Genomic DNA, 26193 nt, shown 5'->3' on the forward strand with positions numbered 1-26193 from the left:
GTCGTTCAGGCCGCCACCGCCACGCGGTCCAGCCAGTCGCGCTGCCGCGCGCGCACCGCGTCGGCCGTTTCGCCGACGCAGTGCCGGTACACGGACGGCGCCGTCGCGCCTTCGGTATTGATCGCCAGCACATGCGCGTTCGCGTCGAGCCCGGCCTGCCGCGCGAGCGCCGGGTCGCGCATCAGTGCCGTCAGGCCAGCCACGCCGGCCGCGCCCGATTCGCCGGCGACGACCGGCACGTCGCGGGCGCTGCCGGCCGCAAGGCCGCGCATCGCCTGCACCGCGTCGTCGTCGTCGATCAGCATGAAGTGGTCGATGCACCTCTCGAGGAAATCCCATGCAAGCGGCGACGCCTCGCCGCACGCGAGCCCGGCCATCACCGAATCGACGCTGCCGGTCGCCTTCGTCGCACGGCCGGCCAACGCGCTCTGGTACAGGCAATCGGCCTGGCGCGGCTCGACGACGACGAAGCGCGGCCGCCGCACGCCGTCGCGTTCCCAGAGATAACTCGCGACGCCCGCGGCGAGGCCGCCCACGCCGCCCTGCAGGAACACGTGCGTGAACGGTCGCCCGTCGTCCTGCGCCGCCTGCGCGGCCGCTTCGGCGGCGATCACGCCGTAACCCTGCATCACGTCGCGCGGAATCGCTTCGTAGCCGTCGTACGACGTGTCCGACACGACATGCCAGCCGTTCGCCTGCGCGAGCTGCGCCGCGCAGACGACCGATTCGTCGTAGTTCCCCGCGATGCGCACGATCCGCGCGCCGTACGCCGCGATCGCGCGTTCGCGCTCGGCGTCGACGTTCGCGTGCAGCACGATCACGCAGCCGCAGCCGATCGCGCGCGCGGCGGCGGCCAGCGCACGGCCGTGGTTGCCGTCGGTCGCGCTGATCACCGTCAGGTCGGCCAGCTCCGCCGCGTACGCGCCGGTGACGAGCCCGCGTGGCTCGAGATCCCGCGTGCGCCGCAGTCGCCTCACGAGCCGCACCAGCGCGATCGGCGCGCCGAGCGCCTTGAAGCTGCCGAGCGGCGAGCGGCACGACTCGTCCTTCACGCGGACGCTCGCGACGCCGAGCCGCGCGGCAAGATCGGGCAGCGCGCGCAGCGGCGTGCGCGCGTTGCCGACGAGCGGCCAGTGCGACAGCCATGCGCCGCTTTCGTCGGCCGATGCGATGTTCATCACGCGACGCAGCGCGTTCGGATAGGCGGTGCGCGACGCGCGCGGGTTGGCGATCAGCATGGCGAAAGGCTCCGGGGCGGGACCGCGCGGGCGGTCCGTCGGGTGGGTCGGATCGGGCGAGCGCCAGTTGCGCTCGCCGTCGGTTCGAAAAATAATATTGCGCGGGCCGGTCAATAAAATCGCCAAATCGACGGCTTCAACGCAAAAATTTCTCATTCTTTCGAAGGCTCACGCGCGATCATGACGACCCCACTCGATGCGTTCGACCGCAAGCTGCTGGCGGAGCTGCAGCGCGACGCGCACACGCCGCAGGCCGAGCTCGGCGCGCGCGTCAACCTGTCGACCGCCGCCGTGAACCGGCGGCTGAAGCGCCTCGCGGAAGACGGCGTGATCGAGCGCTATACGGCCGTGATCGCGCCGGACAAGGTCGACCATCCGCTGACGATCGTCGTGAACGTCGAGGTCGAGAGCGAGCAGATCGATCAGCTCGATGCGATGAAGCGCGCGTTCGAGCGCTGTCCGCAGATCCAGCAGTGCTACTACGTGACGGGGGAATGGGATTTCGTGCTGATCCTCGCGGTGCGCAACATGGATCAGTACAACGCGCTCACGCGCGAGCTGTTCTTCGCGAACAACAACGTGAAGCGGTTCAAGACGCTGGTGAGCATGAGCCGCGTGAAGGTCGGGCTCGACGTGCCGCTCGATCTCGGCGAGTAAGTACGCGCCTGCCGGCAAAAATGAAACGGCCGGCGCGAGACTGCCCGCGCCGGCCGCTTCCCGTCGACGGCTACGTCAACGACAACTGAAGCTCGCCGCCGAATTCACGTCGCCCGAGCCGTTGTAGCGCGCGACCTGCGGATACGGGCACAACGGCCGCGTGCGTCCCGCGCCCCACGAGGCGGGCACGTCCGCATTCGGCACCGCGTTGGTCGTGTCGCGCGCGGCGGCCACGATCGCGGCGGGCGCCTGGCCCTGCTCGACCCACGCGACGAGCGGCGTCAGCATGTCGAACTGGTCGGCCGCCGGCCCGCCCGAACAGTGGTTCATCCCCGGCACCGGATAGAAACGCGCGAAATCCGACGCATCGCCGCCGTTCGCCTGCGCGACCTTCGCATACCAGTCGCGCGTATCGTTGAACGAGAACACCGGGTCGCCCGTGCCGTGATAGACGAGCAGCTTCGCGCGGCGCGCCTTCAGCGCGGACAGGTTCGTCTCGTCGGGCGGCGTCATGAACGACCATGAAGATTGCGTGTACACGCCGTTCGTCGCGAAGATCGCCGGTGCATCGTTGTCCATGTCGAAGCCGAGCGCGAAACCAGGCAGGTTCGCGAGCGCCGCGGCGGTTTTCGGCGGCGTCATGAACGTGAACGCCATCGCGGCCGGATCGAGCGAGACCGAATTCGACTGCTTCCACGCGGCCCAGCCGCCGCCGGCCACGCCCGGATCGTACGGAAAGCTCGCGTAGAGCGCCGTGCCCGCGCTGTTGCGCGCCCCCGTGAACACGTTCTCCAGCGCGGTCTTCTGCGCGGGCGTGAGGCAGGCGCCCGTGCGGGTGCCGTTCGCGCAGGTCGGGATATCGGCCTCGACGCTGAAATGCGCCTGGCACGCGGCGACGTCCTGCACCATCCCGTCGGCCGCGCCGTCGAGCGCATCGCATTTCTCGAGGATCTTCGCGCCGACGAACTGCCGCTCCGCATCGTTGAAGCCGCTGCGGATATCCGGCAGCCCGTTCGCGCCGGTCGCCGACGCGATCTTCGCGAACTGCTGCGCACCGTACATCTCGCCGATCGCCGCCTTCGGCAGATGGAAACCCGGATCGCCCGCGATGATGCCGTCGTAGTCGGCCGGGTTGCGCACGGCGGTGACCATCGCGTGACGGCCGCCGTTCGAGCAGCCGCCGAAATAGCTGCGATCGGGCGCCTTGCCGTACGCGAGCCGGATCACCTGCTTCGCCATCGGCGTGAGCGCATCGACCGCGCCGTAGCCGTAGTCGATCCGCGCCTGCGGATCGAGGCCGAACAGCGGGTTCTGCGCGGCGCTGTGCCCGGAATCCGAGCTGATCACCGCGAAACCCTGGTTCAGCGCGTCGGTCAGGGGCCCGCCGCCGCCGATCTCGCCGGTCGCGGTCACGACGTTGCCGTCGAGCCCGCCGTTCGCCTGGTAGAAGAAGCGGCCGTTCCACGCTTTCGGCAAGCGCATCTCGAAGCCGATCGCATAGGTCTTGCCGTCCACCGCGCTCACGCGCTCGTTCATCTTCCCTTCGATCACGCAGTGCTCGGCGATCGGCTTGCCGGCCACCGTCAGCGCGCCGGCGGCCGCGGTCGTCACCGACGTGAACGACGTGTTCGCATACGCGAGCTTCGCGGCAAGCGCGTCGCAGGTCTGCGCCATCGCGGCCGGCGTCGCGGCGCTCAGGTGGGTCGGCGTGGAACTGACCGAGTCGTCGCCACCGCAACCGGCGAGCATGGCCGCCGCGGAGAGCGGCGCGATGCAGAGGAATGCAGATTTCCTGTTCAAGATATCTCCCGTTTGTCTGGCTGCCGGATCAGAACATGTGCCGCACGCCGACCATCGCGCCGAGCTGCCCCATCCCTTCGCCCGGCGTCGTACCGGGCCCGCCGCCGCTGACCGCGTAGCGTGCGTGCGCGCTGTTCCACAGATACGACGATTGCGCATAGACGGCCGTGCGCTTGGTCAGCAGATAGGTCGCGCGCAGCGTCGCCATCGTCGCGCGCGTGTCGTGCGCGGTGTTGACGATCCGGTAGCCTTCGCCGTCGACGACGAAATCGGGCTTCACCGCATACGACGCGCCGACGAAGAACAGGTCCGAATGCGCGCCGGGCGCGGCCGGCGAACCGGTCGACACGCGCCGCCCGATCCAGCCCGCGCCGATCCGCGCGCCGGCGGCCTGCGCGTACGCGCTCACGTGCGTGCGGGCATCCTTGCCGCCGCTGCTGGTGAAGGCGACGGGGGCGATGCCGTCGAAGAAGTTGGCGGCCGCGCCGGTACCGCCGCGCTGTTCCTCGTACGACGCTGCCGCGCCGAAATACGCGCTGTCGTACTTGAGCATCACCGACCAGTTGCGGCACTGGGTGGCATCGCCCGGCACCTGCCCGGCGCACGTCCCCTGCCCCGGCGAGTTGCCGGTGCCCGCGCCGTCGCGGCCGAACGAATACGCGGCGCCGAGCGTCACGCCTCGATAGGTGCCGAGGTAGGTCACCGCGTTGTCGGCGCGGCCGTTCGGCACGTAGGCGTCGAACGAGCCGAGCCCGTAGATGTCGGGGCCGATGATGTCCGCGCCCTGCAGCGCGAGGTAGGTCATCGTGTACTGGCGGCCGAACGCGAGCGTGCCGAAGCCGCCCTTCAGCCCGACGAACGCCTGCCGGCCGAACAGCCGGCCGCCCTGGCCGAGATCGCCGCCGCGCACGTTGAAGCCGCTTTCGAGCGTGAACACCGCCTGATAACCGCCGCCGAGATCCTCCGTGCCGCGCAGCCCCCAGCGCGACGGCAGCTCGCCCGTCACGCCCGGCATGCGCACCACGTGATCGCCGGCCGCGTTCGCGTGCGACACGAACTCCACGCCCGTGTCGATGATCCCGTACAGCGTCACGCTCGACTGCGCGTGTGCGCCGGTTGCGGCGAGCGCGCAGCATGCGCCGGCGGCCAGCAGGCCGTTCCTTGTCTTCGTCTTCATATCGTTGCGTCTCCAGACCATGTTGAATGGCGCGCTCTGACGGCGCGTATCGAAAAAAGCGAAACCTCAGTCGTCCGCCTGCGGGCGGCGGATCAGCAGCAGCGCGGCGACGGCCGCGACGAGCGTGACGGGAATGCTCGCGCCGATCACGACGGGCGCGCTGCGGCCCATTGCGAGCAGCTCGGCGGCGGCGAGCGGCCCGACCACCGAGCCGAGGCGGCCAACGGCAACGGCGGAGCCGACGCCGGTGCCACGCATCGCGGTCGGGTAATAGATCGCGGCCAGCGCATACAGCACCGACTGGCCGCCGACGACGAACATCCCGGCCGCGAACGCGGCGGCGGACAGCCACAGGAGTCCGGGCGCGATCGCCAGCGCGGCAAGCGACAGCACGATCCCCGCGTACATGCCGCCGACCACGCGCGACGGACGCAAGCGGTCCATCGACATGCCGATGCCGAGCACGCCGAGGCCGCTGCCGATGTTGAAGAAGATCTGCACGATCCCGGCCTGGCTGCGCGCGAGCCCCTTCGCGGCCATCAGCGACGGCAACCAGTTCAGCAGGAAATACAGCACGATCAGCGTGCAGAAGTAGCTGAGCCACAACGCCAGCGTCGTGCCGGTGCGCGAGCCGCCGAACAGCGTCTGTCCGACGCTGGGACGGGCCGCGCCCGATGCGCTGACGTCGAGGAACGCACGCGATTCGGGCAGCAGGGCGAGCAGCAGCGGCGCGAGCAGCAGCGGGCCGACGCCTCCGACATAGAAAATGTGCCGCCATTCGGTGTCGCCTGCGAGCAGCACGCCGATCAGCGACGCGATCACGCCGCCGAACGGAATCCCACAATACATCACGGCCACCGCGCTGCTGCGCGAGCGTGCGTCGACCGCTTCCGACGACAATGCAATGAGGTTCGGCATCGCGCCGCCGAGGCCGAGGCCGGTCAGCGCGCGAACGGCGACCAGCATCGCGAAGCTCGACACCTGCGCGGTCGCGATGGACAGCAGCCCGAACAGGCAGACCGACGCGATCAGCACGTGCTTGCGGCCGATCCGGTCGGCCAGCCAGCCGCCGAGCATCGCGCCCGGCAGCAGGCCAAACGTGCCCGCGCTGAACGCGAGTCCCATCTGTGAAACCGAGAGCCCGAATTCGTGGGCCATGCGCGGTGCCGCGACGCCGACCGACTGCAGGTCGAGCCCCTCGAGCAATGCGATCGCGAAACACAGGCCGAGCGTCGTCGCGACGGCCGGCCTTGCGGCAACGGAAGTATCCATGTCGTCTCCTAACCGTGACTCGCGCGGCATACGCGGAACGCATGCGCGGTGTCCTTGCTTTATCGTGATCGGGTCTCGTTAATTTATCAGGTAGCCTGATTAATAACCCGAAAGAAAATCCCGTCGAGGGACGGGATGATTTAATAACAGGTAACCTGATATTTCAAGTGTCGCGAGCGCGGTGTTAACCCGCAACCCGTTCGCAACCCGGGCCACGCCGCGGCGTGGCCCGGCGCGGCCGGAGAAACCGGAACGAAAGACGCGGCGGCGTGCTCAGTCGCGCAGGTTGCGCACGAACAGCTCGAGCGTGCGGTGAACCTGCTCGACGTCGTCGGCGTTCACGTCGTCCCCGAGCATCCGGCGCTCGAGCGGCCGCAGCACCCGCTCGCAGTCGCGCAGGATTGCCGAGCCCTCGTCGGTCAGACGCAGCAGGATCACGCGGCCATGGCTGGGATCGGCCTCGCGCGTCACGAAGCCGCGGGCGGCCATAGCAACCATCACTTCGTTCGCGGATTGCGGCGTGATGAACGAGCGCACCGCGAGTTGCGCATTGGACAGCGCGCCGCGCGCCTCGAGCACCGACAGCGCCGTGTACTGCGCGAGCGTCACACCGAGCGGCGCGAGCGCATCGCTCATCTGGCGGCGCAGCAGCCGGTCGAGATTGCCGATCAGGTAGGTAAGCCGCTGCTGCGAACGCATGCGCGGCCTGGCTTCGCTGGCGCGGGCCGTGCGTTTCGTGCCGGCCGGTTTGACGGGTGTCGAACTCATGAACGTGTCGGAAGGAGGATCGCGGGCCATCTTACCTCACGCGGTCCGTCTATCGGCCCGTATATCGGCCCGCACGGCGGCTCGTGCCGGCCGGCGAGCCGCCCCGGGCCATCCACGCCCGGCTCGGACAAACCTTATGCCGCGGCAACCGGCAACGCCGCGCGGCAGCCCGCGTCCACCAGCGCGAGCCGGTGTGCGAACGCCGCGAGCGGATAGTCGAAGAAGTAGGTGCCGACCGCGCGCTTGCCCGCACGGAACGAATCGTCTCCCGGCGAATCGCCGACGATGCGCAGCGTGCGCGCCCACGCGAACGCGAGCAGCAGCCAGCCGACCAGCGCGAGATAGTCGTCCGCGACCCGGTAGGGCAGATCCGGATCGTGCTCGCTCGCGCGGATCACGCCGGCCGTCACGCGCTCGAGCTCCGCGCACAGCGTGGCGACGCGCGCCCCGGCGTCCCTCACCCGCTCGTCCGCTGCCGCCTGGACGCCCTGCGCGGCTTCCGTGCGAATCAACTCGAGCAGCGCGTGCAGCGCCTCGCCGCGATCCCCCAGCACCTTGCGCACCAGCAGATCGATCGCCTGGATCTCGTTGGTCCCTTCGTACAGCATCGACACGCGGCAATCGCGCACCGTCTGTTCGATCCCGTATTCGTGAACGTAACCGTAGCCGCCGAATACCTGCAGCGCGTTCGACGCGGCCGCGAAGCCGTTCGCGGTGAAGAACGCCTTGGCAACCGGCGTGAGCAACGATGCCAGCCGCGACGCCGCGAGCCGTGCCGGCGGCTGCGGATCGTGCGCGGCGACGTCGAGCCAGTGCGCGATCCAGTAGCCGATCGCGCGCTCGCCTTCGACGATCGCCTGCGCATCGAGCAGGATGCGGCGGATCGCGGCGTGTTGCGCGATCGGCGCCGCCCTGCCCTGCACGCGCTCGCGCGCATAGGCCGACGCGGCCTGCCATGCGCTCTGCGCATGCCCGACACCCTGCATGGCGACCTGCAGGCGCGCCGCGTTCATCATCACGAACATCGATGCGAGCCCGCGATGCGGCTCGCCGACGAGCCAGCCCGCGGCCGCGTCGAAACGCATCGTGCAGGTCGGGCTTGCCTTCAGCCCCATCTTCTTCTCGACGCCGTCGCACCAGACGCCGTTGCGCACGCGGCCGCCCGGCGCGTCGAGCCACTTCGGCACGACAAACAGCGACAGCCCCTTCGTTCCCGCCGGCGCATCGGGCAGCCGCGCGAGCACGAGGTGCACGATGTTGTCGGTCAGATCGTGCTCGCCGCCGGTGATGAACAGCTTGCTGCCGCTGATCCGGTAGCCGTCGGCGGCCGGGTCCGGCACTGCCTGCGTGCGCAGCAGGCCGAGATCGCTGCCCGCCTGTGGCTCGGTGATGCACATCGTCGTCAGCCACTCGCCGCTCGCGATCCTCGGCAGCACGTCGCGCTTCAGGCGCTCGCCGCCGTGCGCGCGCAGGCACGCCACCGCGCCGTGCGTGAGCCCCGGCGACATCAGCCACGCATGGTTCGCCCCCGCGAGCATCTCCTGCAGCGCGACGTCGAGCAGATGCGGCAGCCCCTGGCCGCCGCAATCGGCGTCGAGCGCCAGCGTCGGCCAGCCGGCGTCGACGTAGTCGCGGTACGCATCGCGAAAGCCCGCCGGCATCGTCACTCCGGTACCGTCGAACCGGCAGCCCTCGAGATCGCCGGTCGAATCGAGCGGCGCGATGCGTTCGACCACGAAGCGGGCGGCTTCGTCGAGCACCTGCCCGGCGGTCGACAGGTCGAGCTCCGCCCAGTCGGGCACGCGGCGCCACAGCGCCGGCGCATCGAGCCATTCGCCGATCACGAACAGCATGTCGCGCAACGGCGCGCAATACGCGTTGCTCATCGCGCGCACCTCATGCCCGGTACGCCGTGCCGGCGACGATCACGCCCGCGTCGGCCGCGCCCGGCTCGTACATCGCGTCGACCACCGCCGCACGGTGCATGAGCACCGCACGCTGGTTGATCGAGCCCTTGTCGGTGACTTCGCCGAGATCGAGCGAAGGCGGCGTATCGAGCACGCACAGCCGCGTGACGAACGTCGCGCTGCCGGTCGCGTCGCGGTTCAGGCGCTCGAGCAGGTCCGCGAAGAACGCCCGCACCGCGGGCGCCTGCAGGACGGTGCGCACATCGGCATCCGGTGCCGCGCCGGCCAGGCGACGGCAATCGTCGATGCGCGGGAAGATCATCACGCCGACGTCGTCGCGGTTCATCCCCGTGACGACCGCGTCCTGCACGTACGGCGCGCCGTTCGATACGATCCGCGCGCGCATGGGCCCGACGCTCACGAAGGTGCCGGACGACAGTTTGAAATCCTCCGCGATGCGCCCGTCGAACATCAGGCCGATCTCCGGTCGCGCGGGATCGACGAAACGCACGGCATCGCCGCTGCGGTAGTAGCCCTCCTCGTCGAATACCTCGCGCGCGTCGTCGCCGCTCGCGCGCCAATAACCGGCCATCACGTTCGGCCCGCGAAAGCGCGCCTCGAGCTTGCCGTCGACCGGCACCAGCTTCGCGTCGCAGCCGGGCGCGGGCAGGCCGATGTAGCCGGCTCCCGACATCGGCCCGGTGGTGAACATGCACGATGGCGCGGCCTCGGTCATCCCGAGGCCCGCCATGATCCGGATGCGCTCGCCGCAGTGCGCGAGCGTCACGCGCTCGAGCCGGTCCCACGCGGCCTGCGACAGTCCGGCGCCCGCGAAGAAATACATCTTCACGCGCGAGAAGAAGGTTTCGCGCAGCGCGGCATCCGTCTCGAGCGCCGCGGTCAGCTCTTCCCAGCCCTTCGGCACGTTGAAATACACGGTGGGCGCGATGTCGCGCAGGTTGCGCAGCGTCTCGCCGAACTTGCCGGCGACCGGCTTGCCGTCGTCGATGTACAGCGTGCCGCCGTTGTACAGCGCGATGCCGACGTTATGGCTGCCGCCGAACGTGTGATTCCACGGCAGCCAGTCGACCAGTACCGGCGGCTCCAGACCGAACTGCGGAAACGTCTCGAGCAGCATCTGCTGGTTGCTGCACAGCATCCGGTGCGTGGTCGGCACCGCCTTGGGCAGCCGTGTCGACCCCGACGTGAACAGGAATTTCGCGATCGTGTCGCCGGTGATCGCACCGTGCGCGGCATCGACGCTGCCCGGTGTCGTGTCGAGCAGCGACGAGAAACGCGTGACGCCGTCCATCCCGTCGGGTGCCGACACGACCACGCGCTCGACATCAGGCGGCACCGCCGCGTCGAGCGCGGCACGAAACGCCGCGCCGTCCGACGCGAAGACCAGCCCCGGCGTGAGCACGGCGAGCGCGTGGCGCAGCTTGCCGTAATCGCTCGACACGAGCGAATACGCAGGCGACAGCGGCGCATGCGGAATGCCGGCCCACATCGCGCCGAACGCGAGTTGCAGATGTTCGAGGTCGTTGCCCGACAGGATCGCGACGGGCCGCTCGGCCGACAGCCCGCGATCGAGCAGCGCCTGGCCGATCGCGCGGGCGCGCTCGAGCATCTGCGCATACGTGATGCCGATCCACGTACCGTCGGGCCCGCGCCGCGCGACCAGCCAGCGGTCCGGATGCGCGCGCGCGCCGCTCGCGAGCCGGTCGGTCAGCCGGTGCGGGTACGCGCCGAGCGGGGTCGTCGCGCGCAAGGTCCAGCAGCCGTCGCGTTGCACGATCTCCGGCGGTGCCGTGCCGATCGCCACGGGGCGATAGCCGGCGGGAACGCGCTGTGCGGCAGCCGCGTCGCGCAGTTGGGTCGGATCCGCATCCAAGTTCTGTCTCCGGTCGGTTCCGCCCGGCGCGCGTACGCGCGCCGGGCGGAGACTTCATTGTGTCGTTGTCTTAACTGGGGCGCCGCGGCGCCCGGAACTGCTCAGATCGGGTAGTGACGCGGCGTGGTCTGGACCGTGATCCAGCGCAGGTCGGTAAACTCGGCGATCGACGCCTTGCTGCCGAACCGGCCGTAGCCGCTTGCCTTCACGCCGCCGAACGGCATCTGCGCCTCGTCGTGCACCGTCGGCCCGTTGATGTGGCAGATGCCCGATTCGATCTGCTTCGCGACCTGCATCGCGCGCGCGATATCGCGGCTGAACACCGCCGCCGACAGCCCGTACTCGCTGTCGTTCGCGGCCGCGAGCGCGGCGGCGTCGCCGTCGACGCGCTGCACGGTCACCACCGGCCCGAACGATTCGTCCGCATACAGCTGCATGTCGCGCGTGACACCGTCGACGATCGTCGGCTGCATCACCGCGCCGTCGACTTCACAGCCGAGCGGCAGCGCGGCGCCGTGCGCGCGCGCGTCGTCCACCATCGCCGCGATCCGCCGCGCGGCGGCCGCGCTTTCGAGCGTGCCCAGCACGACGCCCGGCGCGGCCGGGTTGCCGGCCTTCAGCGTGCGTGCCTTCGCGACGAGCCGTTCGACGAACGCATCGGCAACCTTGCGATCGACGATCACGCGCTCGGTCGACATGCAGATCTGCCCCTGGTTGAAGAACGCGCCGAACGCGACCGCCTCGACCGCCGCGTCGAGATCGGCGTCGTCGAGCACGAGCACCGGCGCCTTGCCGCCGAGTTCAAGCAGCGCCGGCTTCAGGTGCTGCGCGGCGAGCGTCGCGACGATGCGGCCGACGCGTGTCGAACCGGTGAAGTTCACGCGGCGCACCGCCGGGTTCGCGATCAGCCGCTCGACGATCGCCGGCGCGTCCCGCGGCGCATGCGTGATCACGTTGACCACGCCGTCGCCGAGCCCTGCGTCGTGCAGCACGCTGCCGATCAGCCGGTGCACGCCCGGACACCCCTCCGACGCCTTCAGCACCACCGTGTTGCCGCAGGCGAGCGGCATCGCGAGCGCACGGGTCGCGAGAATCACCGGCGCATTCCACGGCGCGATCCCGAGCACGACACCGCACGGCTGGCGCACGGCCATCGCGAGGCTGCCGGGCACGTCCGACGGGATCACCGCGCCGTCGATCTGCGTGGTCATCGCGGCCGCCTCGCGCAGCATGTTCGCCGCGAGCATCACGTTGAAGCCGTACCAGTTCGCCATCGCACCGGTTTCCGCGCGGCCGGTTTCGATGAATTCGCCCGCGCGCGCGTCCATCCGGTCGGCCGCCGCGAGCAGCCGCCGACGGCGCTCGGTCGGCGCGAGCGCGGCCCACGCGGGGAATGCGCGCGCCGCTGCCGCGACCGCGGCGTCCGCGTCGGCAAGCGTCGCCGCGGCGGCGCGCGACGCCACCTGTCCCGTCGCCGGATCGATCCGGTCGAAGGTCCCGCCGTCCGACGCGCCGCGCGACACGCCGTCGATCAACAAACTCACTTCGTGCATTTCCGTGTCTCCACTCGGATCCGGTTGCGTGCGGCGGCGCGCGTCAGCGCTTGTACGCCTGCAGGCCCGGCTTGATGCTCTTGTCGTCGAGGAACTGCTTGAGGCCCTGCTCGCGCCCGCCTTCCGGATCGCGGTAGTTCGCCTGGTCGAGCTTCGCGTACAGGTAGTCTTCGTTCTGCTCCCAGGTCAGCTCGCGGCAACGCTTGAAGCCGTGCTTCGCGTTACGGATCACGACCGGGTTCTTGTCGAGCAGCTTCGCGGCCAGCGCGCGCACCTCGTCGCGCAGCTGCGCGCGCGGCACGCTCTTGTTGACAAGCCCCATCTGCGCGGCCTGCGGGCCGGTGAAGGTGTCGCCGGTCATGATGTAGTAGAGCGCCTGGCGATGGCCCACGGTGTCGGCCATCGCCTTGCTGACGAGGTTGCCCGGCGGGATGCCCCAGTTGATTTCCGACAGGCCGAACACCGCTTCGTCGGCCGCGATCGCGAGGTCGCACGCGACGAGCGGCGAGAAGCCGCCGCCGAAGCACCAGCCGTTGACCATCGCGATCGTCGGCTTCGCATACATGCGCAGCAATTGCCACTGCCAGCGGCTCGCGTCGCGGCGAATCTTTTCCTGCAGGATTTCCGGGCCCGCGTCGACTTCGCGGAAATATTCCTTCAGGTCCATCCCGGCCGTCCAGGCGTCGCCCTCGCCGGTCAGCACGAGCACCTGCGCCTCGGCATCGAGTTCGATCGCCTCCAGCACGTCGATCATCTCCGCGTTCAGCGTCGGGCTCATCGCGTTGCGCTTGTCCGGACGGTTCAGCGTCACCCATGCGATCCCGCCCTCGACCTCGACCTTCACCGTTTTCCAGCGCCCTTCGTAACCCATTTTCGTTCTCCAATGACGATGCCGCCCTGTGCGACTCGCGACCAATTTACTATCAGGTAACCTGATATGTAAAGTAGAATGGAAGCGGCTCCGGACAAACCCCTAAACGGGCCCGGACAGCCGATTTCGCGCCGTGCCGGCCGACGAATCACGACATGAGGAGACACGCTTGGACATCGACAACCTGATCGCCATCGACACGCACGTGCATGCCGAGGTGTCGTGCTGCCAGCCGCCGGACCTGTTCGCGAAGGCATTCGACGACGCGGCCGACAAGTACTTCGGCACCGTGCTGAAGCAGGGCCGTCGGCCGACCATTCCGGAGACGATCGCGTATTACCGCGAGCGCCGGATCGGCTTCGTGATGTTCACCGTCGACTGCGAGACGAACATCGGCCGGCGGCGGATTCCGAACGAGGAAATCGCGCAATTCGCGCGGGACAACGCCGACGTGATGATCGCGTTCGCGAGCATCGACCCGCACAAGGGCCGCTTCGGCGCGCGCGAGGCGCGCCGCCTGATCGACGAGCACGGCGTGAAGGGCTTCAAGTTCCACCCGACGATGCAGGGATGCTTCCCGAACGACAGGCTCGCCTATCCGATCTACGAGGTGATCGCGGAATACGGATTGCCGGCCGTATTCCACAGCGGGCATTCGGGGATGGGATCGGGGATGCACGGCGGCGGCGGGCTGCGTCTGAAGTATTCCGAACCGATTCACCTCGACGACGTCGCGGTCGACTTCCCGGACATGAAGATCGTGATCGCGCACCCTTCATGGCCATGGCAGGAGCAGGCGCTGTCGATCGCGCTGCACAAGCCGAACGTCTACATCGACCTGTCGGGATGGTCGCCGAAGTACTTCTCGCCCGAGCTGGTGAAATACGCGAACACGCTGCTCAGGCACAAGGTGCTGTTCGCGTCCGACTTTCCGCTGATCCGGCCGGACCGCTGGCTCGAGGATTTTCAGGGCGCCGGCTTCCGGCCCGACGTGCATTCGCTGATTTTGAAAGACAACGCGGTCGCGTTGCTGGGGCTGCAGGCCGCGCGGCAGTCGTGACCCGTCCGGCCGTGACGGCGGCCGGCAGCGCGTGGCGGCCCGACCGACCGCGCCGCCGCCCGCACCCGCCGCACCGGCGCGCTCAGTTCGCGGGCTTGCCCAAGAACCGCGCGGTCGGCAGCCCCGCGTAGCCGGTCCGGGCGACGAACACGCCGCCGGCGGCGGCATCGTTCGCCAGCGCATCGTCGCCGAGCCCGATGCGTGCGCTCGTCACGTACAACCGGCCTTCACCGTCGATGGCGACGCAGCTCGGCTGCGCGGTCGGCACGTCGACGCGATCGGTCTCGATCCCGTCCGGCCCGTAGCGCACCACCCGCCGGCCGCCCCACTGCGCGTTCCACAGCCCGCCGTCGCGATCGGTCGTCGAGCCGTCCGGGTCGCCGTCCGCATCGGTCAGCCGCGCGAACGGCCGCACGTTCGCAACGTCGCCGCCCGCACGGTAATCGCACGCGAAAATCTCGCGCACCAGCGAATCGCAGAAGTACATCGTCGAGCCGTCCGGCGAGAACGCGATGCTGTTCGCGATCGCGGCCGGCGGCAACGCGAGCCGTTCGAGCGTGAGGTCCGCATTGAGCCGGTAGAACCCGCCGACCGCGCGCGGCGGCTCGGCGCCTTCGTCCTTCATCCCGAACACGAACGCGCCGGACGGATCGCAGCGCCCGTCGTTCAGGCGCGTCGGCAGATCGGGCTCGACGTCGACGATCCGCGTGAACGCGCCGCTGCGCAGGTCGAAGAACGCGAGATGCGTGGCGAGCCCGACGAGCAGCACGTCCGGATCGTCGGTCAGCGCGAAGCACGCGAGCCGCTCGGGCATCGCCCACGGCGTGAGGTCGGTGCCGTCCGCGCGGCAGCGCCACAGTTGCGCGCCTTCGATGTCCACCCAGTACAGCGCGCGGGCCTTGTCGCACCACGTCGCGCCTTCGCCGAGCGTGTTGCGGGTGTCTGCCAGCAGCGTCGCGTGCGCGGCCGGATGAGTCTGTTGCATGCCGTCTCCCGATATCTGTCGCGAATGACCGTCGCGTTCGCGGGCGGCCGCGCTGCCGGTCAGATCTTCATCGCGCGCCGCTGGTTGCGACGATACTGGTCGAACAGCACCGCGAGCAACAGAATTCCGCCGCGTATCAGATATTGGTAAAAGGTCGGCACGTTCAGCAGGCTCATCGCATCCTGCACCGCGCCCATGATCAGCACGCCGACCAGCACGCCGGAGATCGTCGCGACGCCGCCCGTCAGCGACACGCCGCCGAGCACGCACGCGGAAATCACGCCGAGTTCGAGGCCGACCGACGTCTTCGGGTCGCCGAGGCTCATGCGCGACGCGAGCATCACGCCGGCGAAGCCGGTCACGAGCCCCTGCAGCACGAACACCGTGATCTTGATGCGCATCACCGGCAGCCCCGCGAGCAGCGCGGCCTCGCCGTTGCCGCCGACGGCCAGCACGTTCTTGCCGAACACCGTCTTGCGCAGCAGGAAGCCGAACACGACGAAACCGACGATGTTGCTCCAGATCGGATACGAGATGCCGAGGAACGACCCGCCGCCGAGATCGAAGAAGCGCTCCTCGGAGATCATCACCGCATCGCCGTTCGACGTGATGAACGCGAGCCCGCGCACGACTTCCATCATCGCGAGCGTGACGATCAGCGAATTGATCCTGTAGCGCGCGATCAGCACGCCGTTCACGAGCCCGACCGCGCCGCCCGCGAGCACGCCGGCCGCGATACCGAGCACGACGCTGTGCGTCGCGGTGATCAGCGTCGACGCGACGACGCCGGAAAACGCGACGATCGACGCGACCGACAGGTCGACCTCGCCGAGCGCGAGCACGAACATCATCGTCACCGCGATCGAACCGATCAGCGTGACCGACAGCAGGAGGCCCTGGATGTTGCGCGGCGTGAGAAAGTCCGGCACGGTCAACGACAGCACCGCGAACAGCACGAGAAACACCATCACGATGCCGGAGCGGTTGATCAGTTGCCACACGCCGCCGCGCGCGCGTGCGGGCACGGCGGCGGCATCGGGGGACGGGGAAGTGCGTTGGGGTTGCATTGCCTGGCTCATATCGGTTGCTTTCCGGTTGACTGCTCGCCGCTAGCGCGGCAGCGCGAGCTTGATCAGCGTGTCGGGCGTCGCATGCGCCTTCGCGACCTCGCCCGCGATCCGTCCTTCCTTCATCACGACGATGCGGTCCGACACGCCGATCACCTCGGCCAGATCGCTCGACACGAGGATCACCGTGCGGCCCGCTTCCGCGAGTTCGTAGAACAGGTTGTAGATTTCCGCGCGCGCGCCGACGTCGATGCCGCGCGTCGGCTCGTCCATCAGGAACACGTCGATGCGCTCGGCCAGCCAGCGCGCGAGCACGACCTTCTGCTGGTTGCCGCCCGACAGCGCGCCGATCGGCGTGTCGCCGTCGCGGGTCTTGATCGCGAGCCGCTCGATGTAGCTTTGTGCAAGCTCGCGCTCGCGCCGCCCGTCGAGCAGCACGCGTGCCGGGCTGAAATGGCGGCGCGCGCTGATGTTCAGGTTGTCGGCCACCGACGCGATCGCGACGATGCCTTCCTGCTTGCGGTCTTCCGGGCACAGCGCGATGCCGGCGCGCACCGCGTCGCGCGGGCTCCCGAATGCGACGCGTTTCCCGTTCAGCTCGACGTGCCCCGCGCTCGGGCGCACCGCGCCGTACAGCAGCTTCATCAGCTCCGAGCGGCCCGCGCCGACGAGCCCGAAGAAGCCGACGATCTCGCCGCGCCGCGCGGTAAACGACACGGGTTCCGCCAGGCCAGGCCCCGCCAGCCCTTTCGCCTCGATCAGCACGTCGCCGGCCGTGCGCGGGCGATAGCCGTAGACGTCCTCGATCGCGCGGCCGACCATGCAGCCGATCAGCCGGTCGCGGTCGAGATCGGCGACGGAATCGAACGTGTCGATGCGGCGGCCGTCGCGAAACACGGTCACGCGGTCGCACAGCTCGTACACCTCTTCCATCCGGTGCGTGACGTAGATGATCGCGCGCCCTTCCGCGCGCAGCGCACGGATGATCCGGAACAGTTGCGTGGTTTCGCGCGCGGACAGCGAACTCGTCGGCTCGTCGAACGCGATCACGCGCGCATCGCGCATCAGCGCCTTGCCGATCTCGATCATCTGCCGCTGACCGATCGACAGATACTTCACCGGAATGCCCGGGTCGATGCGCTCGCCGAGCCGCTCCAGCGCATCGAGCGCGCGCGCGGCGAGTGTGCGCTCGTCGACCACGCCGAGCCGGCTCGGCAATTGCCCGAGCATCAGGTTCTCCGCGACCGTCAGCTCGGGCACCAGATGCAGCTCCTGGTAGATGATCGCGATGCCGGCCTCGAGCGCCGCGCGCGTCGACGCGAAGCGCTGGACGGTGCCGTTCAGCGTCAGCGTGCCGGCCTGCGGCTGGTTCACGCCGGACAGCACCTTCAGCAGCGTCGACTTGCCCGCGCCGTTCTCGCCCATCAGCCCGTGCACTTCGCCCGCGCGCACCGACAGCGACACCGCATCGAGCGCACGTACGCCCGGGAACGTCACGGTGATGCCGTCGAGCGCGAGCAGCGGGCCGTCCGGCGGCGTGCCCGCTTCGGCGTCGTGGCCGGGCACGGCCGTCATCGTCTGCATCGTCATCGCGTTCTCGCCTCGCCCGCTCAGATACCGAGTTCGGCGCGCACGGCCTGCCAGTTCGCACGCGTCATCAGCTTGCCGCTCGTCTGCGTGTCGGCCGGCGGCGTCTTGCCGTTGCGGATCCAGTCGACGAGGTTCTGCGTGCTGTCCTTGCCGTGGTTGGTCGAGCTGACCGCGATCGTCCCGTAGAAACCGGTCGGCTCTTTCTTCTGGAATTCGGCGAACGCCTCGCCCGCGCCGTTGATGCCGACGCCGATCACGTCGGCCGCCGGGATGTGCAGCTGCTCGGTCGCGCGCACCGCGCCGAGCACGGTTTCCTCGTTCAGCGCGTAGACGACCCATTTCTTCACGTTCGGATGGCGTGCGAGCACCGGCGCCGCCGCGCCGAAGCCGCCTTCGTCGTCGGTCGTCTTCTGCGGCGCATCGAAGATGTTCTCCTTGCGGAAGCCGTTCGCGAGCAGCGCCTGCGTCGCGCCGTCGGTGCGCAGCTTCGCGGTCGGCAGCTCGTAGTTGGTGATCCGCAGCGCGCCGACTTCCTCGGGCTTCCAGCCGCGCCGCTTCATCTCGTCGGCGATCGCCTGGCCGACCTGGTTGCCGATCTTGGTCGCCGACATCCCGAGGTGCGGCACGTTCGGCAGCGGCTTGCCGCTCGAATCGACGAGCTGGTCGTCGACCGTCACGAACTTCATGTTGTAGCGCTTCGCGCGGGACGCGATCGCCGGCCCGAGACGCACGTCCGGCGCGCAGATCACGAAGCCCTGCGCGCCTTGCGAGCCGAGGTTGTCGATCGCGGCCAGCACCTTCTCGCCGTCCGGCGTGCCGATCTTCACGACCGAGAAGTTCTCCTTCTGGCCAAGCGCGGACGCCGCGTTCTGCTCGTTGATGAACCACGCCTGCTCGGGCATCTTCACGAGGAAACCGATCTTCAGCGGCGCGTCGGCGCGCGCGGCGCCCTGCATGCCGAGCGGCGCGATGCAGAGCGCGGCGAGGAGCGCGCGCAGGGTATGTCGGCGAATCGTGTGAGTCGTGCGGTTCATGGGATGTCTCCTTGGTATCGGCGGGTGCCGTGATGTGTGCCGTAAAGATTCGTCGGACGCGCGTCGTGCCGACGCGCGCGGGTTCAGCGGCCGAACGCGTCGGTCTGCACGCGCCGGCCGAACAGGAAGGCGTCGGCGACGAGCCGCAGCGGCCGCACGTCGACGTCGCTTTCGCCGCGCGCGATCAATGCATGGAAGTGCGCATACAGCGCCGGATACTCGCGTTCCGGCCCGATCTCGACCGGCTCGCCCGCGATCGACAATTGCGCGCCGCCGCGGCTGATCGCGAGCACGCCGTCGGCCGTGTCGACCGCGATCTCCCATTGCTCGACGGGGCCGTGCCGCCAGTCGAATTCCGCGCGTACCGGCACGCCGTCGGTATCCGCGCAGTCGAGGTCGGCCGCGATCGGCGTCTGCACGTCGCTCGGCACGAACAGCGTCGCCTCGCGCAGCACGAGCTCGCGCGGCAGGATCCGCGTGACGATCGACAGCGCGTTGATGCCGGGGTCGAACACGCCGAGGCCGCCCGGCTCCCAGATCCACTGCTGCCCCGGATGCCAGCGCCGCACGTCCTCCTTCCAGCGCACCTGCACCGCGCGGATCGTGCGCGTCGCGAGCCATGCGCGCGCGGGCTCGACCGCGCTCGCGCAGCGCGAATGCCAGGTCGCGAACAGCGTGAGGCCGCGTTCGCGCGCGAGCGCGTCCAGCGCGGCCACTTCGCCGAGCGTCGCGCCCGGCGGTTTCTCGAGCATCACGTGCTTGCCGGCTTCGAGCGCGGCGCGGGCCTGTGCGTAGCGCACCTGGGGCGGCGCGCACAGCGACACGGCGTCGAGCTCGCGCTCGGCGGCCAGCAGCGCGCGCAGGTCCTGATAGTTGCGGACGCCCGCGACTTCCGCGTGGCGGCTCGCGCATGCGGTCAACGCAAAGCCCGGTTCGGCGGCAATCGCCGGCAGATGCTGGTCGCGCGCGATCTTGCCGATCCCGACGACGCCCAGCGAAATCCGATCACTCATCGTGCGTGTCTCCTTCGCGAATCGCTCAGTGCGCCCAGCGCAGCACGAGCGGATCGAGCCGCCGCGCGATCGCGAGCAGTTCCGCGCGCGTGTCCGGGTGCAGTTCCGGCATCGGATGCCGCGGCCGCTCGCACGCGATCACGCCGCCTTCGCGCATCAGCGCCTTCGCGGTGAGGATCCCGGACTGGCGGTTCTCGTGATTGATCAGCGGCAGCCATGTCTGGTAATGCGCGAACGCGTCGTCGTGCCGCCCTTCGCGGAAGGCTTCGAGGATCGGCCGGATGCCGTCCGGAAAGCCGCCGCCCGTCATCGCGCCGGTCGCGCCCGCGTGAAGATCGGCCAGCAGCGTGATCGCCTCCTCGCCGTCCCACGGCCCCTCGACCGCGTCGCCGCCGAGCCGGATCAGCTCGCGCAGCTTGTTCGCCGCGCCCGGCGTCTCGATCTTGAAGTAAGCGACCTGCTCGATCTCGCGCGCCATCCGCGCGAGGAATGGTGCGGACAGCGCGGTGCCGCTCGCGGGCGCGTCCTGGATCATGATCGGGATCGAGATCGCATCGGACACGCGCGCATAGAAGTCGAAGATCTGCGCTTCCGGCACGCGGAACGTCGCGCCGTGATACGGCGGCATCGTCATCACCATCGCCGCGCCGAGCTGCCGCGCGCGCAGGCTGCGGGCCGCGCACACCTGCGTGCTGTAGTGCGACGTCGTGACGATCACCGGCACGCGGCCCGCGACGTGTTCGAGGATCGTGCGCGTGAGCACGTCGCGTTCGTCGTCGGTGATCGCGAACTGCTCGGAGAAGTTCGCGAGGATGCACAGCCCGTCGGAGCCGGCATCGATCATGAAGTCGACCGCACGCTTCTGGCTCGCGAGGTCGAGCTCGCCGGTATCGGTAAACGTCGTCGGGACGACGGGGAAGATGCCGCGGTAACGCGGCGTGCTGCTCGATGTCATGTTTCGCGTCCTGCGCCGGCCCTGGTAGCGACCGGCCGTCTTGCGTTCACGGTTTCACGAAGCGCGGACCGGGAAGGTCCGCAACCGGCGGCGCACGTCGCGCCGCCTGCCGCTCAATGCGAATGGCTCGGCACGTCCGCGCCGCGCGTGCCGACCAGGAAGTCGAGGTCGCACCCCTCGTCGGCCTGCAGCACGTGATCGATATACAGCCGCGCGTAACCGCCCTTGCCGAGCTGGCCGGCCACGCCCGGCGCGGCGGTCGGATCGACGTCCGACAGGCGGCGCTGCAGTTCGTCGTCCGGAATGTCGAGATGCAGCGTGCCGGCCTCGCAGTCGAGCTCGATCCAGTCGCCGTTGCGCACCGCCGCGAGCGGCCCGCCGGCGGCCGCTTCCGGCGCGACGTGCAGCACGACCGTGCCGTATGCGGTGCCGCTCATCCGCGCATCGGAAATCCGCACCATGTCCTTCACGCCCTGGCGTAGCAGCTTCGGCGGCAGTCCCATGTTGCCGACCTCGGCCATGCCCGGATAACCGCGTGGCCCGCAGTTCTTCAGCACCATCACCGAGCTCGCATCGATGTCGAGCGCTTCGTCGTTGATCGTCGCCTTGTAGTGGTCGAGGTTCTCGAACACCACCGCGCGGCCGCGATGCTTGAGCAGTTCGGGGCTCGCCGCCGACGGTTTCAGCACCGCGCCGCGCGGCGCGAGGTTGCCGCGCAGGATGCGGATGCCGCCGTCCTCGATCAGCGGCCGGTCGAGCGGGCGGATCACTTCGTCGTCGTAGTTCGGCGCTTCGCGCACGTTGTCCCACAGCGACTTGCCGTTCACCGTCAGCGCGTCCGGATGCGGCAGCAGCCCGCCTTCGCCGAGGCGGCGCAGCACGGCCGGCAGCCCGCCCGCGTAATAGAACTCCTCCATCAGGAAGCGCCCCGACGGCATCAGGTCGACGATCGTCGGCGTGTCGCGGCCGATGCGCATCCAGTCTTCCAGTTCGAGCGGCACGCCGATGCGGCCCGCGATCGCCTTCAGGTGGATCACCGCATTGGTCGAGCCGCCGATCGCCGCGTTCGCGCGGATCGCGTTCTCGAACGCCGCGCGCGTCAGCACCTTCGACAGCACGAGCCCTTCGAGCGCCATCTCGACAATGCGGATGCCCGACATGTGCGCGAGCACGTAGCGACGCGAATCGACGGCCGGAATCGCCGCGTTGTGCGGCAGCGCGACGCCGAGCGCCTCGGCCATGCACGCCATCGTCGACGCGGTGCCCATCGTGTTGCAGGTGCCGGCCGAGCGCGACATGCCGGCTTCGGCCGACAGGAAGTGATGGAGGTCGATCTCGCCGGCCTTCAGCGCTTCGTGCAGCTGCCATACGGCCGTGCCCGACCCGATGTTCCTGCCTTCCAGCTTGCCGTTCAGCATCGGGCCACCCGACACGACGATCGCCGGCACGTCGCAGCTCGCCGCGCCCATCAGCAGCGCGGGCGTCGTCTTGTCGCAGCCGGCGAGCAGCACGACCGCGTCGATCGGGTTGCCGCGGATCGCCTCCTCGACGTCCATCGACGCGAGGTTGCGCGTGAGCATCGCCGACGGCCGCAGGTTCGATTCGCCGTTCGAGAACACCGGAAACTCGACCGGAAAGCCGCCCGCCTCGGAGATCCCGCGCTTCACGTGCTCGGCGAGCTTGCGGAAGTGCGCGTTGCACGGCGTCAGTTCGGACCACGTGTTGCAGATGCCGATGATCGGCCGGCCGTCGAACTCGTGATCGGGAATGCCCTGGTTCTTCATCCAGCTCCGGTACATGAAGCCGTTCTTGTCGTTCGTGCCGAACCATTGCGCGGAGCGCAGCCTGGGTTTTGTTGCCGACATCGTCAGTCCTGTGGTGACGGGATACCGGCGCAGTCTAGGCAGAATTTTGATAACTGGCTAATGACGTTTTTGGCGATTACGATATCAATTCCAATATCGATATAAACCCGTACGATGCCCGAAGCCAGTCCGTGGGGAAACCGCGGCCGCCTGAAGACGCGCCAGCTCCTGCTGGTCGTCGCGCTCGCCGACGAAGGCAGCATTCATCGCGCGGCGGCCGCGCTGAACATGACGCAGCCGGCCGCGTCGAAGCTGCTGCGCGAACTCGAGGAATCGATCGGCGCGGTGCTGTTCGAGCGGCTGCCGCGCGGGATGCGGCCGACGCTCTACGGCGACGCGCTGATCCGCCATGCGCGCGCGGCGCTCGGCAGCCTCGACCAGGCGCACGAGGAGCTGGCCGCGCTGAAGGCCGGCCATCTCGGCCACGTGGCGGTCGGCGCGATCACGTCGCCCGGGCTGCGGCTCGTGCCGCCGGCCGTCGCCGCGGTGAAGGGTACGCATGCGGGCCTGCACGTGTCGGTCGAGATCGACACCAGCAACGTGCTGCTCGAACATCTCGCGCAGGAAAAGATCGACATCGTGCTCGGCCGGCTCTCCGCCGAACACGACAAGCTGCGCCTGCGCTACGAGCCGCTGACCGGCGAGTCGGTGGCCGCCGTCGTGCGGCCCGGCCACCCGCTGCTCGCGCACGCGCCGCTGTCGCTCGCCGACGTGCAGCGCGCCGCGTGGGTCGTGCCGCCGGCCGGCAGCGTGCTGCGCCACCGCTTCGAGCTCGTGTTCCAGCGCGCGAGCCTTGCGCCGCCCGCGAACCTCGTCGAGACGGCGGCGCTGCTGTTCATCACGCAGTTGCTCGAACAGAGCGACATGATCGCGGTGCTGGCCGAGGACGTCGCGCACTACTACGCGCGGCACGGGATCGTTACGGTACTGCCGCTGGAAATGGATTGCCGGATGGACGATTTCGGGATCATCACGCGCACCGACCGGCTCCATTCGCCGGCCGTCGCGGTGATGGCGGACGCGATTCGCGCGGCTGCGCGGGAGGTGTACGGCGTCGCGCCGTGACGATGCAGCGGGGGTTTCCTACTCCGCGGCAAACTCGATCGCCGGTTCGCAGCGGATCGGGAAATTGACCGAGTTCGCGATATAGCACTTCGCATGCGCATCGTGATGCAGATGCCCGGCCAGTTCACGATCGTCGCCGGCCTGGATGGTCACGTGCGGGCGCAGCACGATTTCGGTGAAACGGCCTTCCCCGGCGCCGTCGAGCATCGTGCCTTCGGCGTTGTCGGCATAGGCCAGCACGCGAATGCCGGCCTCGGAACACAGATGCAGATACCAGAGCTTGTGGCACGCCGATGCCGACGCGAGCAGCAGGTCTTCGGGGTTCCAGCGCGACGCGTCGCCGCGGAACGCCGGATCCGACGAACCGGGAATATCCGGCTTCGAGCCCGCCCGGATCACGTGATCGCGCCCGTACTCGCGATACCCCGACGTGCCGGTGCCGCGATTGCCCGTCCACTCCACCGCGACGCGATATTTGTGCTCGCCTGCTGCCATCTCGCTCTCCATTGATGTCGGTTGCCTCGACCGTGTCGGATGCCGTTTTGCAGCATCCGCCTGCCTGGCCGCCATTGTGGCACTGGATGGCCATTTGGTATACCATTATTCCAAATCGACGAAACACGCAGGCATGGAAGCCAAACTCGACTCCACGGCGGACGCGGTCGCAGCGTCGCTGCGCGACATGATCATCAACGGCGAGCTTTCGGCCGGCAAACGGCTGGTCGAGCGCGATCTCGCCGAACGGTTTGGCATCAGCCGGATTCCGATGCGCGAGGCGATCCAGCGGCTGGAACGCGAAGGATTGCTGGATATCTTCAGGAATCGCGGCGCCGTCGTGCGGATGCTGAGTGCGTCCGACGTGCAGGACATCTACGATCTTCGCGTGCTGCTCGAAGGCGACGCGATCTACCGGAGCGTGAAACGTCTGGACGACGAGACGCTCGCGCGCGCCGAACTCGTGCATCGCCTGCTCGGCGACGCGAGCGTGCCGCGCCGGCAGGGCGAACTGAATCGCGAATTCCACGCGTTGCTGTATGCGGGTTGCGGCAATGCGCGGCAGCTGAAGTCGATTGCCGAACTGCACAGCCAGGTCGAACGTTACGAGCGCCTGCAGACGACGCTGCTCGCCGATACGCCGTCGTTCCAGGTCGAGCACGAAGCGATTCTGCAGGCGTGCCGCGCACGCGATGCGCGGGCGGCACGCTCGATGACGGTCGCGCATCTCGAGTCGGCGAGACGCATCGTGATGCGGCTCGTCGAAGGCGCTTGAGACCGGTGCGCGCCGGTTCGCCGCGCGCTATGCCGCGCGCGGCGCCTGCCCGGTCGTGCCGCGCACCCTCAGTTTCGGCAACGACGCGACACGCATGCGCGGCGCCTCGTCGCTCCATCCGCCCGCCTCGCGCAACGTATTGAGCAGTTCGACCGCGAGGCCGGCCGCCTCGGCAGTCGGGATCGCGACGGTCGTCAGCGTCGGGCGCGTGTCGCTGGCCAGATGAATGTCGGTCATCCCGACGATCGACAGATCGTCGGGCACGCGCCTGCCGCGATCGGCCGCCGCATGCATCGCGCCGATCGCCGGCAGGTCGTTGGTGGCCACCAGCGCGGTCAGGCGCGGATGCGCATCGAGCAGCCGCCCCGCCGCGCGCACGCCGCCTTCGATCGAATCGGGCTCGGCCGCGACGACCGACGCGTCGAGCCCGGCCTCGCGCATCACGTCGACGAACCCGTCGTAGCGCGCCGCCTGCACGCCGCTTGCCGACCCGCCGACGATCACGCCAATCCGCCGGTGGCCGAGTTCGAGCAGATGCCGTGTCGCGATCCGTCCCGCCTCGCGGAAATCGATCGCCACGCACGGCAGGCCGTCGGGCGGCGCCTCGGGCCGCTCCCACAGGCACAGCACGACCGGCACGCCGCGCCGCGCGACGTCGAGCAGATCCGGCAGGTGCAGGTTCGCGTTGGTCACGAGAATCCCTTCCGAGATCGTGCCGGCGATCTGGTCGAGATACGCGCGCCCCTGCAACGGGTCTTCATTCGTATTGCAGACGATCAGGAACTGCCCGTTGCGGCGCACCGCCCGTTCGACCGCCAGCGCGAATTCCGGGTAGAACGGGTTCGCGATGCTCGACACCATCAGCGCGACCGTCGGCGCGCGCCCTTCCGCCAGCGCCCGCGCGGCGAGATGCGGCCGGTACCCGAGCGCCTCGACGGCTTCCAGCACGCGCGCCCGCGTCGCCTCGCCCACCCGGCCGCGGCCGCGCAGCACGTTCGACACCGTCGCGGCCGTCACGCCGGCGCGACGCGCCACTTCATCCAGGGTTGCCATCGTTTGCTCACTATATGAGACGTCGATCCAATATTTGCTTCGCTCACCGAAGCGGCGCACTATCGCCGCACACCTTGCCGCCGCCCGACGGGCGCGACT

General features: G+C 69.2%; 22 protein-coding genes. 4 read left to right on the forward strand and 18 right to left on the reverse strand.

The features are described from left to right. Positions 1–5: 5 nt before the first annotated feature. The gene (locus tag WJ12_RS33800) at positions 6–1238 is read right to left on the reverse strand and encodes a diaminopropionate ammonia-lyase (protein ID WP_059559201.1); all 1233 of its coding nucleotides are present in this window, start codon (positions 1236–1238) and stop codon (positions 6–8) included. A gap of 180 nt (positions 1239–1418) precedes the next feature. On the opposite strand from WJ12_RS33800, the gene WJ12_RS33805 reads away from it, so the two are divergent. After that, a complete protein-coding gene (locus WJ12_RS33805; RefSeq protein ID WP_059559204.1) occupies positions 1419–1895 on the forward strand; it encodes an Lrp/AsnC family transcriptional regulator in 477 nt (158 codons plus the stop codon). Between the two features lie 75 nt (positions 1896–1970). On the opposite strand, the gene WJ12_RS33810 is transcribed toward WJ12_RS33805, so the two are convergent. From WJ12_RS33810 to WJ12_RS33845, 8 genes are all read right to left on the reverse strand, one after another. Beyond that, positions 1971–3695, reverse strand: a complete 1725-nt coding sequence (locus WJ12_RS33810) for a tannase/feruloyl esterase family alpha/beta hydrolase (RefSeq protein WP_049033783.1) — start codon at positions 3693–3695, stop codon at positions 1971–1973. Between the two features lie 28 nt (positions 3696–3723). Beyond that, complete coding sequence (locus WJ12_RS33815; RefSeq protein WP_034187604.1) at positions 3724–4872, reverse strand: porin; 1149 nt, start codon at positions 4870–4872, stop codon at positions 3724–3726. Positions 4873–4938: 66 nt separating this feature from the next. Further along, entirely contained in the window at positions 4939–6144 is a 1206-nt protein-coding gene (mhpT, locus tag WJ12_RS33820; RefSeq protein ID WP_069246021.1) for a 3-(3-hydroxy-phenyl)propionate transporter MhpT, read from the reverse strand. 273 nt (positions 6145–6417) lie between these two features. Further along, complete coding sequence (locus tag WJ12_RS33825) at positions 6418–6912, reverse strand: MarR family winged helix-turn-helix transcriptional regulator (RefSeq protein ID WP_034187602.1); 495 nt, start codon at positions 6910–6912, stop codon at positions 6418–6420. Between the two features lie 134 nt (positions 6913–7046). Continuing rightward, positions 7047–8798: an acyl-CoA dehydrogenase gene (locus tag WJ12_RS33830; RefSeq protein ID WP_069246057.1), complete on the reverse strand. Its 1752-nt coding sequence runs from the start codon at positions 8796–8798 to the stop codon at positions 7047–7049. Between the two features lie 10 nt (positions 8799–8808). Further along, complete coding sequence (locus WJ12_RS33835; protein ID WP_049031913.1) at positions 8809–10713, reverse strand: feruloyl-CoA synthase; 1905 nt, start codon at positions 10711–10713, stop codon at positions 8809–8811. 101 nt (positions 10714–10814) lie between these two features. Further along, positions 10815–12266 carry an aldehyde dehydrogenase gene (locus tag WJ12_RS33840; protein ID WP_034187600.1) on the reverse strand — a complete coding sequence of 484 codons (1452 nt, stop codon included), beginning with the start codon at positions 12264–12266 and terminating at the stop codon, positions 10815–10817. Positions 12267–12309: 43 nt separating this feature from the next. Continuing rightward, positions 12310–13137 (reverse strand): p-hydroxycinnamoyl CoA hydratase/lyase, encoded by an 828-nt coding sequence (locus WJ12_RS33845; RefSeq protein ID WP_021163522.1) that lies wholly within the window; start codon positions 13135–13137, stop codon positions 12310–12312. Positions 13138–13306: 169 nt separating this feature from the next. Here WJ12_RS33845 and WJ12_RS33850 point away from each other — a divergent pair, with 169 nt between their 5' ends. Then, positions 13307–14197 (forward strand): amidohydrolase family protein, encoded by an 891-nt coding sequence (locus WJ12_RS33850; protein WP_049033264.1) that lies wholly within the window; start codon positions 13307–13309, stop codon positions 14195–14197. A gap of 82 nt (positions 14198–14279) precedes the next feature. Here WJ12_RS33850 and WJ12_RS33855 read toward each other — a convergent pair whose 3' ends face one another. The 7 genes from WJ12_RS33855 to WJ12_RS33885 form a co-directional block, all read right to left on the reverse strand. Continuing rightward, positions 14280–15182, reverse strand: coding sequence for an SMP-30/gluconolactonase/LRE family protein (locus WJ12_RS33855; protein WP_069246022.1), 903 nt, complete (start codon positions 15180–15182; stop codon positions 14280–14282). Between the two features lie 59 nt (positions 15183–15241). Then, positions 15242–16261, reverse strand: coding sequence for an L-arabinose ABC transporter permease AraH (araH, locus tag WJ12_RS33860; protein WP_034187597.1), 1020 nt, complete (start codon positions 16259–16261; stop codon positions 15242–15244). Positions 16262–16291: 30 nt separating this feature from the next. Then, on the reverse strand, positions 16292–17839 hold the full coding sequence (gene araG / locus WJ12_RS33865) for an L-arabinose ABC transporter ATP-binding protein AraG (RefSeq protein WP_034187596.1): 1548 nt from the start codon (positions 17837–17839) through the stop codon (positions 16292–16294). A 20-nt stretch (positions 17840–17859) separates the two neighbouring features. After that, entirely contained in the window at positions 17860–18873 is a 1014-nt protein-coding gene (locus tag WJ12_RS33870) for an arabinose ABC transporter substrate-binding protein (protein WP_069246023.1), read from the reverse strand. Positions 18874–18956: 83 nt separating this feature from the next. Beyond that, entirely contained in the window at positions 18957–19886 is a 930-nt protein-coding gene (locus tag WJ12_RS33875; RefSeq protein WP_034187594.1) for a Gfo/Idh/MocA family protein, read from the reverse strand. A gap of 25 nt (positions 19887–19911) precedes the next feature. Next, the gene (locus WJ12_RS33880) at positions 19912–20841 is read right to left on the reverse strand and encodes a dihydrodipicolinate synthase family protein (RefSeq protein ID WP_034187593.1); all 930 of its coding nucleotides are present in this window, start codon (positions 20839–20841) and stop codon (positions 19912–19914) included. A 113-nt stretch (positions 20842–20954) separates the two neighbouring features. Next, complete coding sequence (locus WJ12_RS33885) at positions 20955–22706, reverse strand: IlvD/Edd family dehydratase (RefSeq protein ID WP_049035313.1); 1752 nt, start codon at positions 22704–22706, stop codon at positions 20955–20957. Positions 22707–22820: 114 nt separating this feature from the next. Here WJ12_RS33885 and WJ12_RS33890 point away from each other — a divergent pair, with 114 nt between their 5' ends. Next, positions 22821–23771, forward strand: a complete 951-nt coding sequence (locus WJ12_RS33890; RefSeq protein ID WP_034187591.1) for a LysR family transcriptional regulator — start codon at positions 22821–22823, stop codon at positions 23769–23771. Between the two features lie 18 nt (positions 23772–23789). Here WJ12_RS33890 and WJ12_RS33895 read toward each other — a convergent pair whose 3' ends face one another. Continuing rightward, positions 23790–24266, reverse strand: a complete 477-nt coding sequence (locus WJ12_RS33895) for an OsmC family protein (protein ID WP_069246024.1) — start codon at positions 24264–24266, stop codon at positions 23790–23792. A 133-nt stretch (positions 24267–24399) separates the two neighbouring features. On the opposite strand from WJ12_RS33895, the gene WJ12_RS33900 reads away from it, so the two are divergent. Then, complete coding sequence (locus tag WJ12_RS33900) at positions 24400–25041, forward strand: GntR family transcriptional regulator (RefSeq protein ID WP_069246025.1); 642 nt, start codon at positions 24400–24402, stop codon at positions 25039–25041. A gap of 27 nt (positions 25042–25068) precedes the next feature. Here the strand turns inward: WJ12_RS33900 and WJ12_RS33905 are convergent, their stop codons facing one another. After that, complete coding sequence (locus WJ12_RS33905; protein ID WP_034187588.1) at positions 25069–26094, reverse strand: LacI family DNA-binding transcriptional regulator; 1026 nt, start codon at positions 26092–26094, stop codon at positions 25069–25071. Positions 26095–26193 lie beyond the last annotated feature (99 nt).

The organism is Burkholderia seminalis, from assembly GCF_001718535.1.
GTDB lineage: Bacteria > Pseudomonadota > Gammaproteobacteria > Burkholderiales > Burkholderiaceae > Burkholderia > Burkholderia seminalis.

Coding starts and splice junctions, on each gene's coding strand:
- WJ12_RS33800 (WP_059559201.1), bottom strand. CDS start 1,238: ATGCTGATCGCCAACCCGCGCGCGTCGCGCACCGCCTATCCGAACGCG.
- WJ12_RS33805 (WP_059559204.1), top strand. CDS start 1,419: ATGACGACCCCACTCGATGCGTTCGACCGCAAGCTGCTGGCGGAGCTG.
- WJ12_RS33815 (WP_034187604.1), bottom strand. CDS start 4,872: ATGAAGACGAAGACAAGGAACGGCCTGCTGGCCGCCGGCGCATGCTGC.
- mhpT (WP_069246021.1), bottom strand. CDS start 6,144: ATGGATACTTCCGTTGCCGCAAGGCCGGCCGTCGCGACGACGCTCGGC.
- WJ12_RS33825 (WP_034187602.1), bottom strand. CDS start 6,912: ATGAGTTCGACACCCGTCAAACCGGCCGGCACGAAACGCACGGCCCGC.
- WJ12_RS33830 (WP_069246057.1), bottom strand. CDS start 8,798: ATGAGCAACGCGTATTGCGCGCCGTTGCGCGACATGCTGTTCGTGATC.
- WJ12_RS33840 (WP_034187600.1), bottom strand. CDS start 12,266: ATGCACGAAGTGAGTTTGTTGATCGACGGCGTGTCGCGCGGCGCGTCG.
- WJ12_RS33845 (WP_021163522.1), bottom strand. CDS start 13,137: ATGGGTTACGAAGGGCGCTGGAAAACGGTGAAGGTCGAGGTCGAGGGC.
- WJ12_RS33855 (WP_069246022.1), bottom strand. CDS start 15,182: ATGCAACAGACTCATCCGGCCGCGCACGCGACGCTGCTGGCAGACACC.
- araH (WP_034187597.1), bottom strand. CDS start 16,261: ATGAGCCAGGCAATGCAACCCCAACGCACTTCCCCGTCCCCCGATGCC.
- araG (WP_034187596.1), bottom strand. CDS start 17,839: ATGACGATGCAGACGATGACGGCCGTGCCCGGCCACGACGCCGAAGCG.
- WJ12_RS33870 (WP_069246023.1), bottom strand. CDS start 18,873: ATGAACCGCACGACTCACACGATTCGCCGACATACCCTGCGCGCGCTC.
- WJ12_RS33875 (WP_034187594.1), bottom strand. CDS start 19,886: ATGAGTGATCGGATTTCGCTGGGCGTCGTCGGGATCGGCAAGATCGCG.
- WJ12_RS33880 (WP_034187593.1), bottom strand. CDS start 20,841: ATGACATCGAGCAGCACGCCGCGTTACCGCGGCATCTTCCCCGTCGTC.
- WJ12_RS33885 (WP_049035313.1), bottom strand. CDS start 22,706: ATGTCGGCAACAAAACCCAGGCTGCGCTCCGCGCAATGGTTCGGCACG.
- WJ12_RS33890 (WP_034187591.1), top strand. CDS start 22,821: ATGCCCGAAGCCAGTCCGTGGGGAAACCGCGGCCGCCTGAAGACGCGC.
- WJ12_RS33895 (WP_069246024.1), bottom strand. CDS start 24,266: ATGGCAGCAGGCGAGCACAAATATCGCGTCGCGGTGGAGTGGACGGGC.
- WJ12_RS33900 (WP_069246025.1), top strand. CDS start 24,400: ATGGAAGCCAAACTCGACTCCACGGCGGACGCGGTCGCAGCGTCGCTG.
- WJ12_RS33905 (WP_034187588.1), bottom strand. CDS start 26,094: ATGGCAACCCTGGATGAAGTGGCGCGTCGCGCCGGCGTGACGGCCGCG.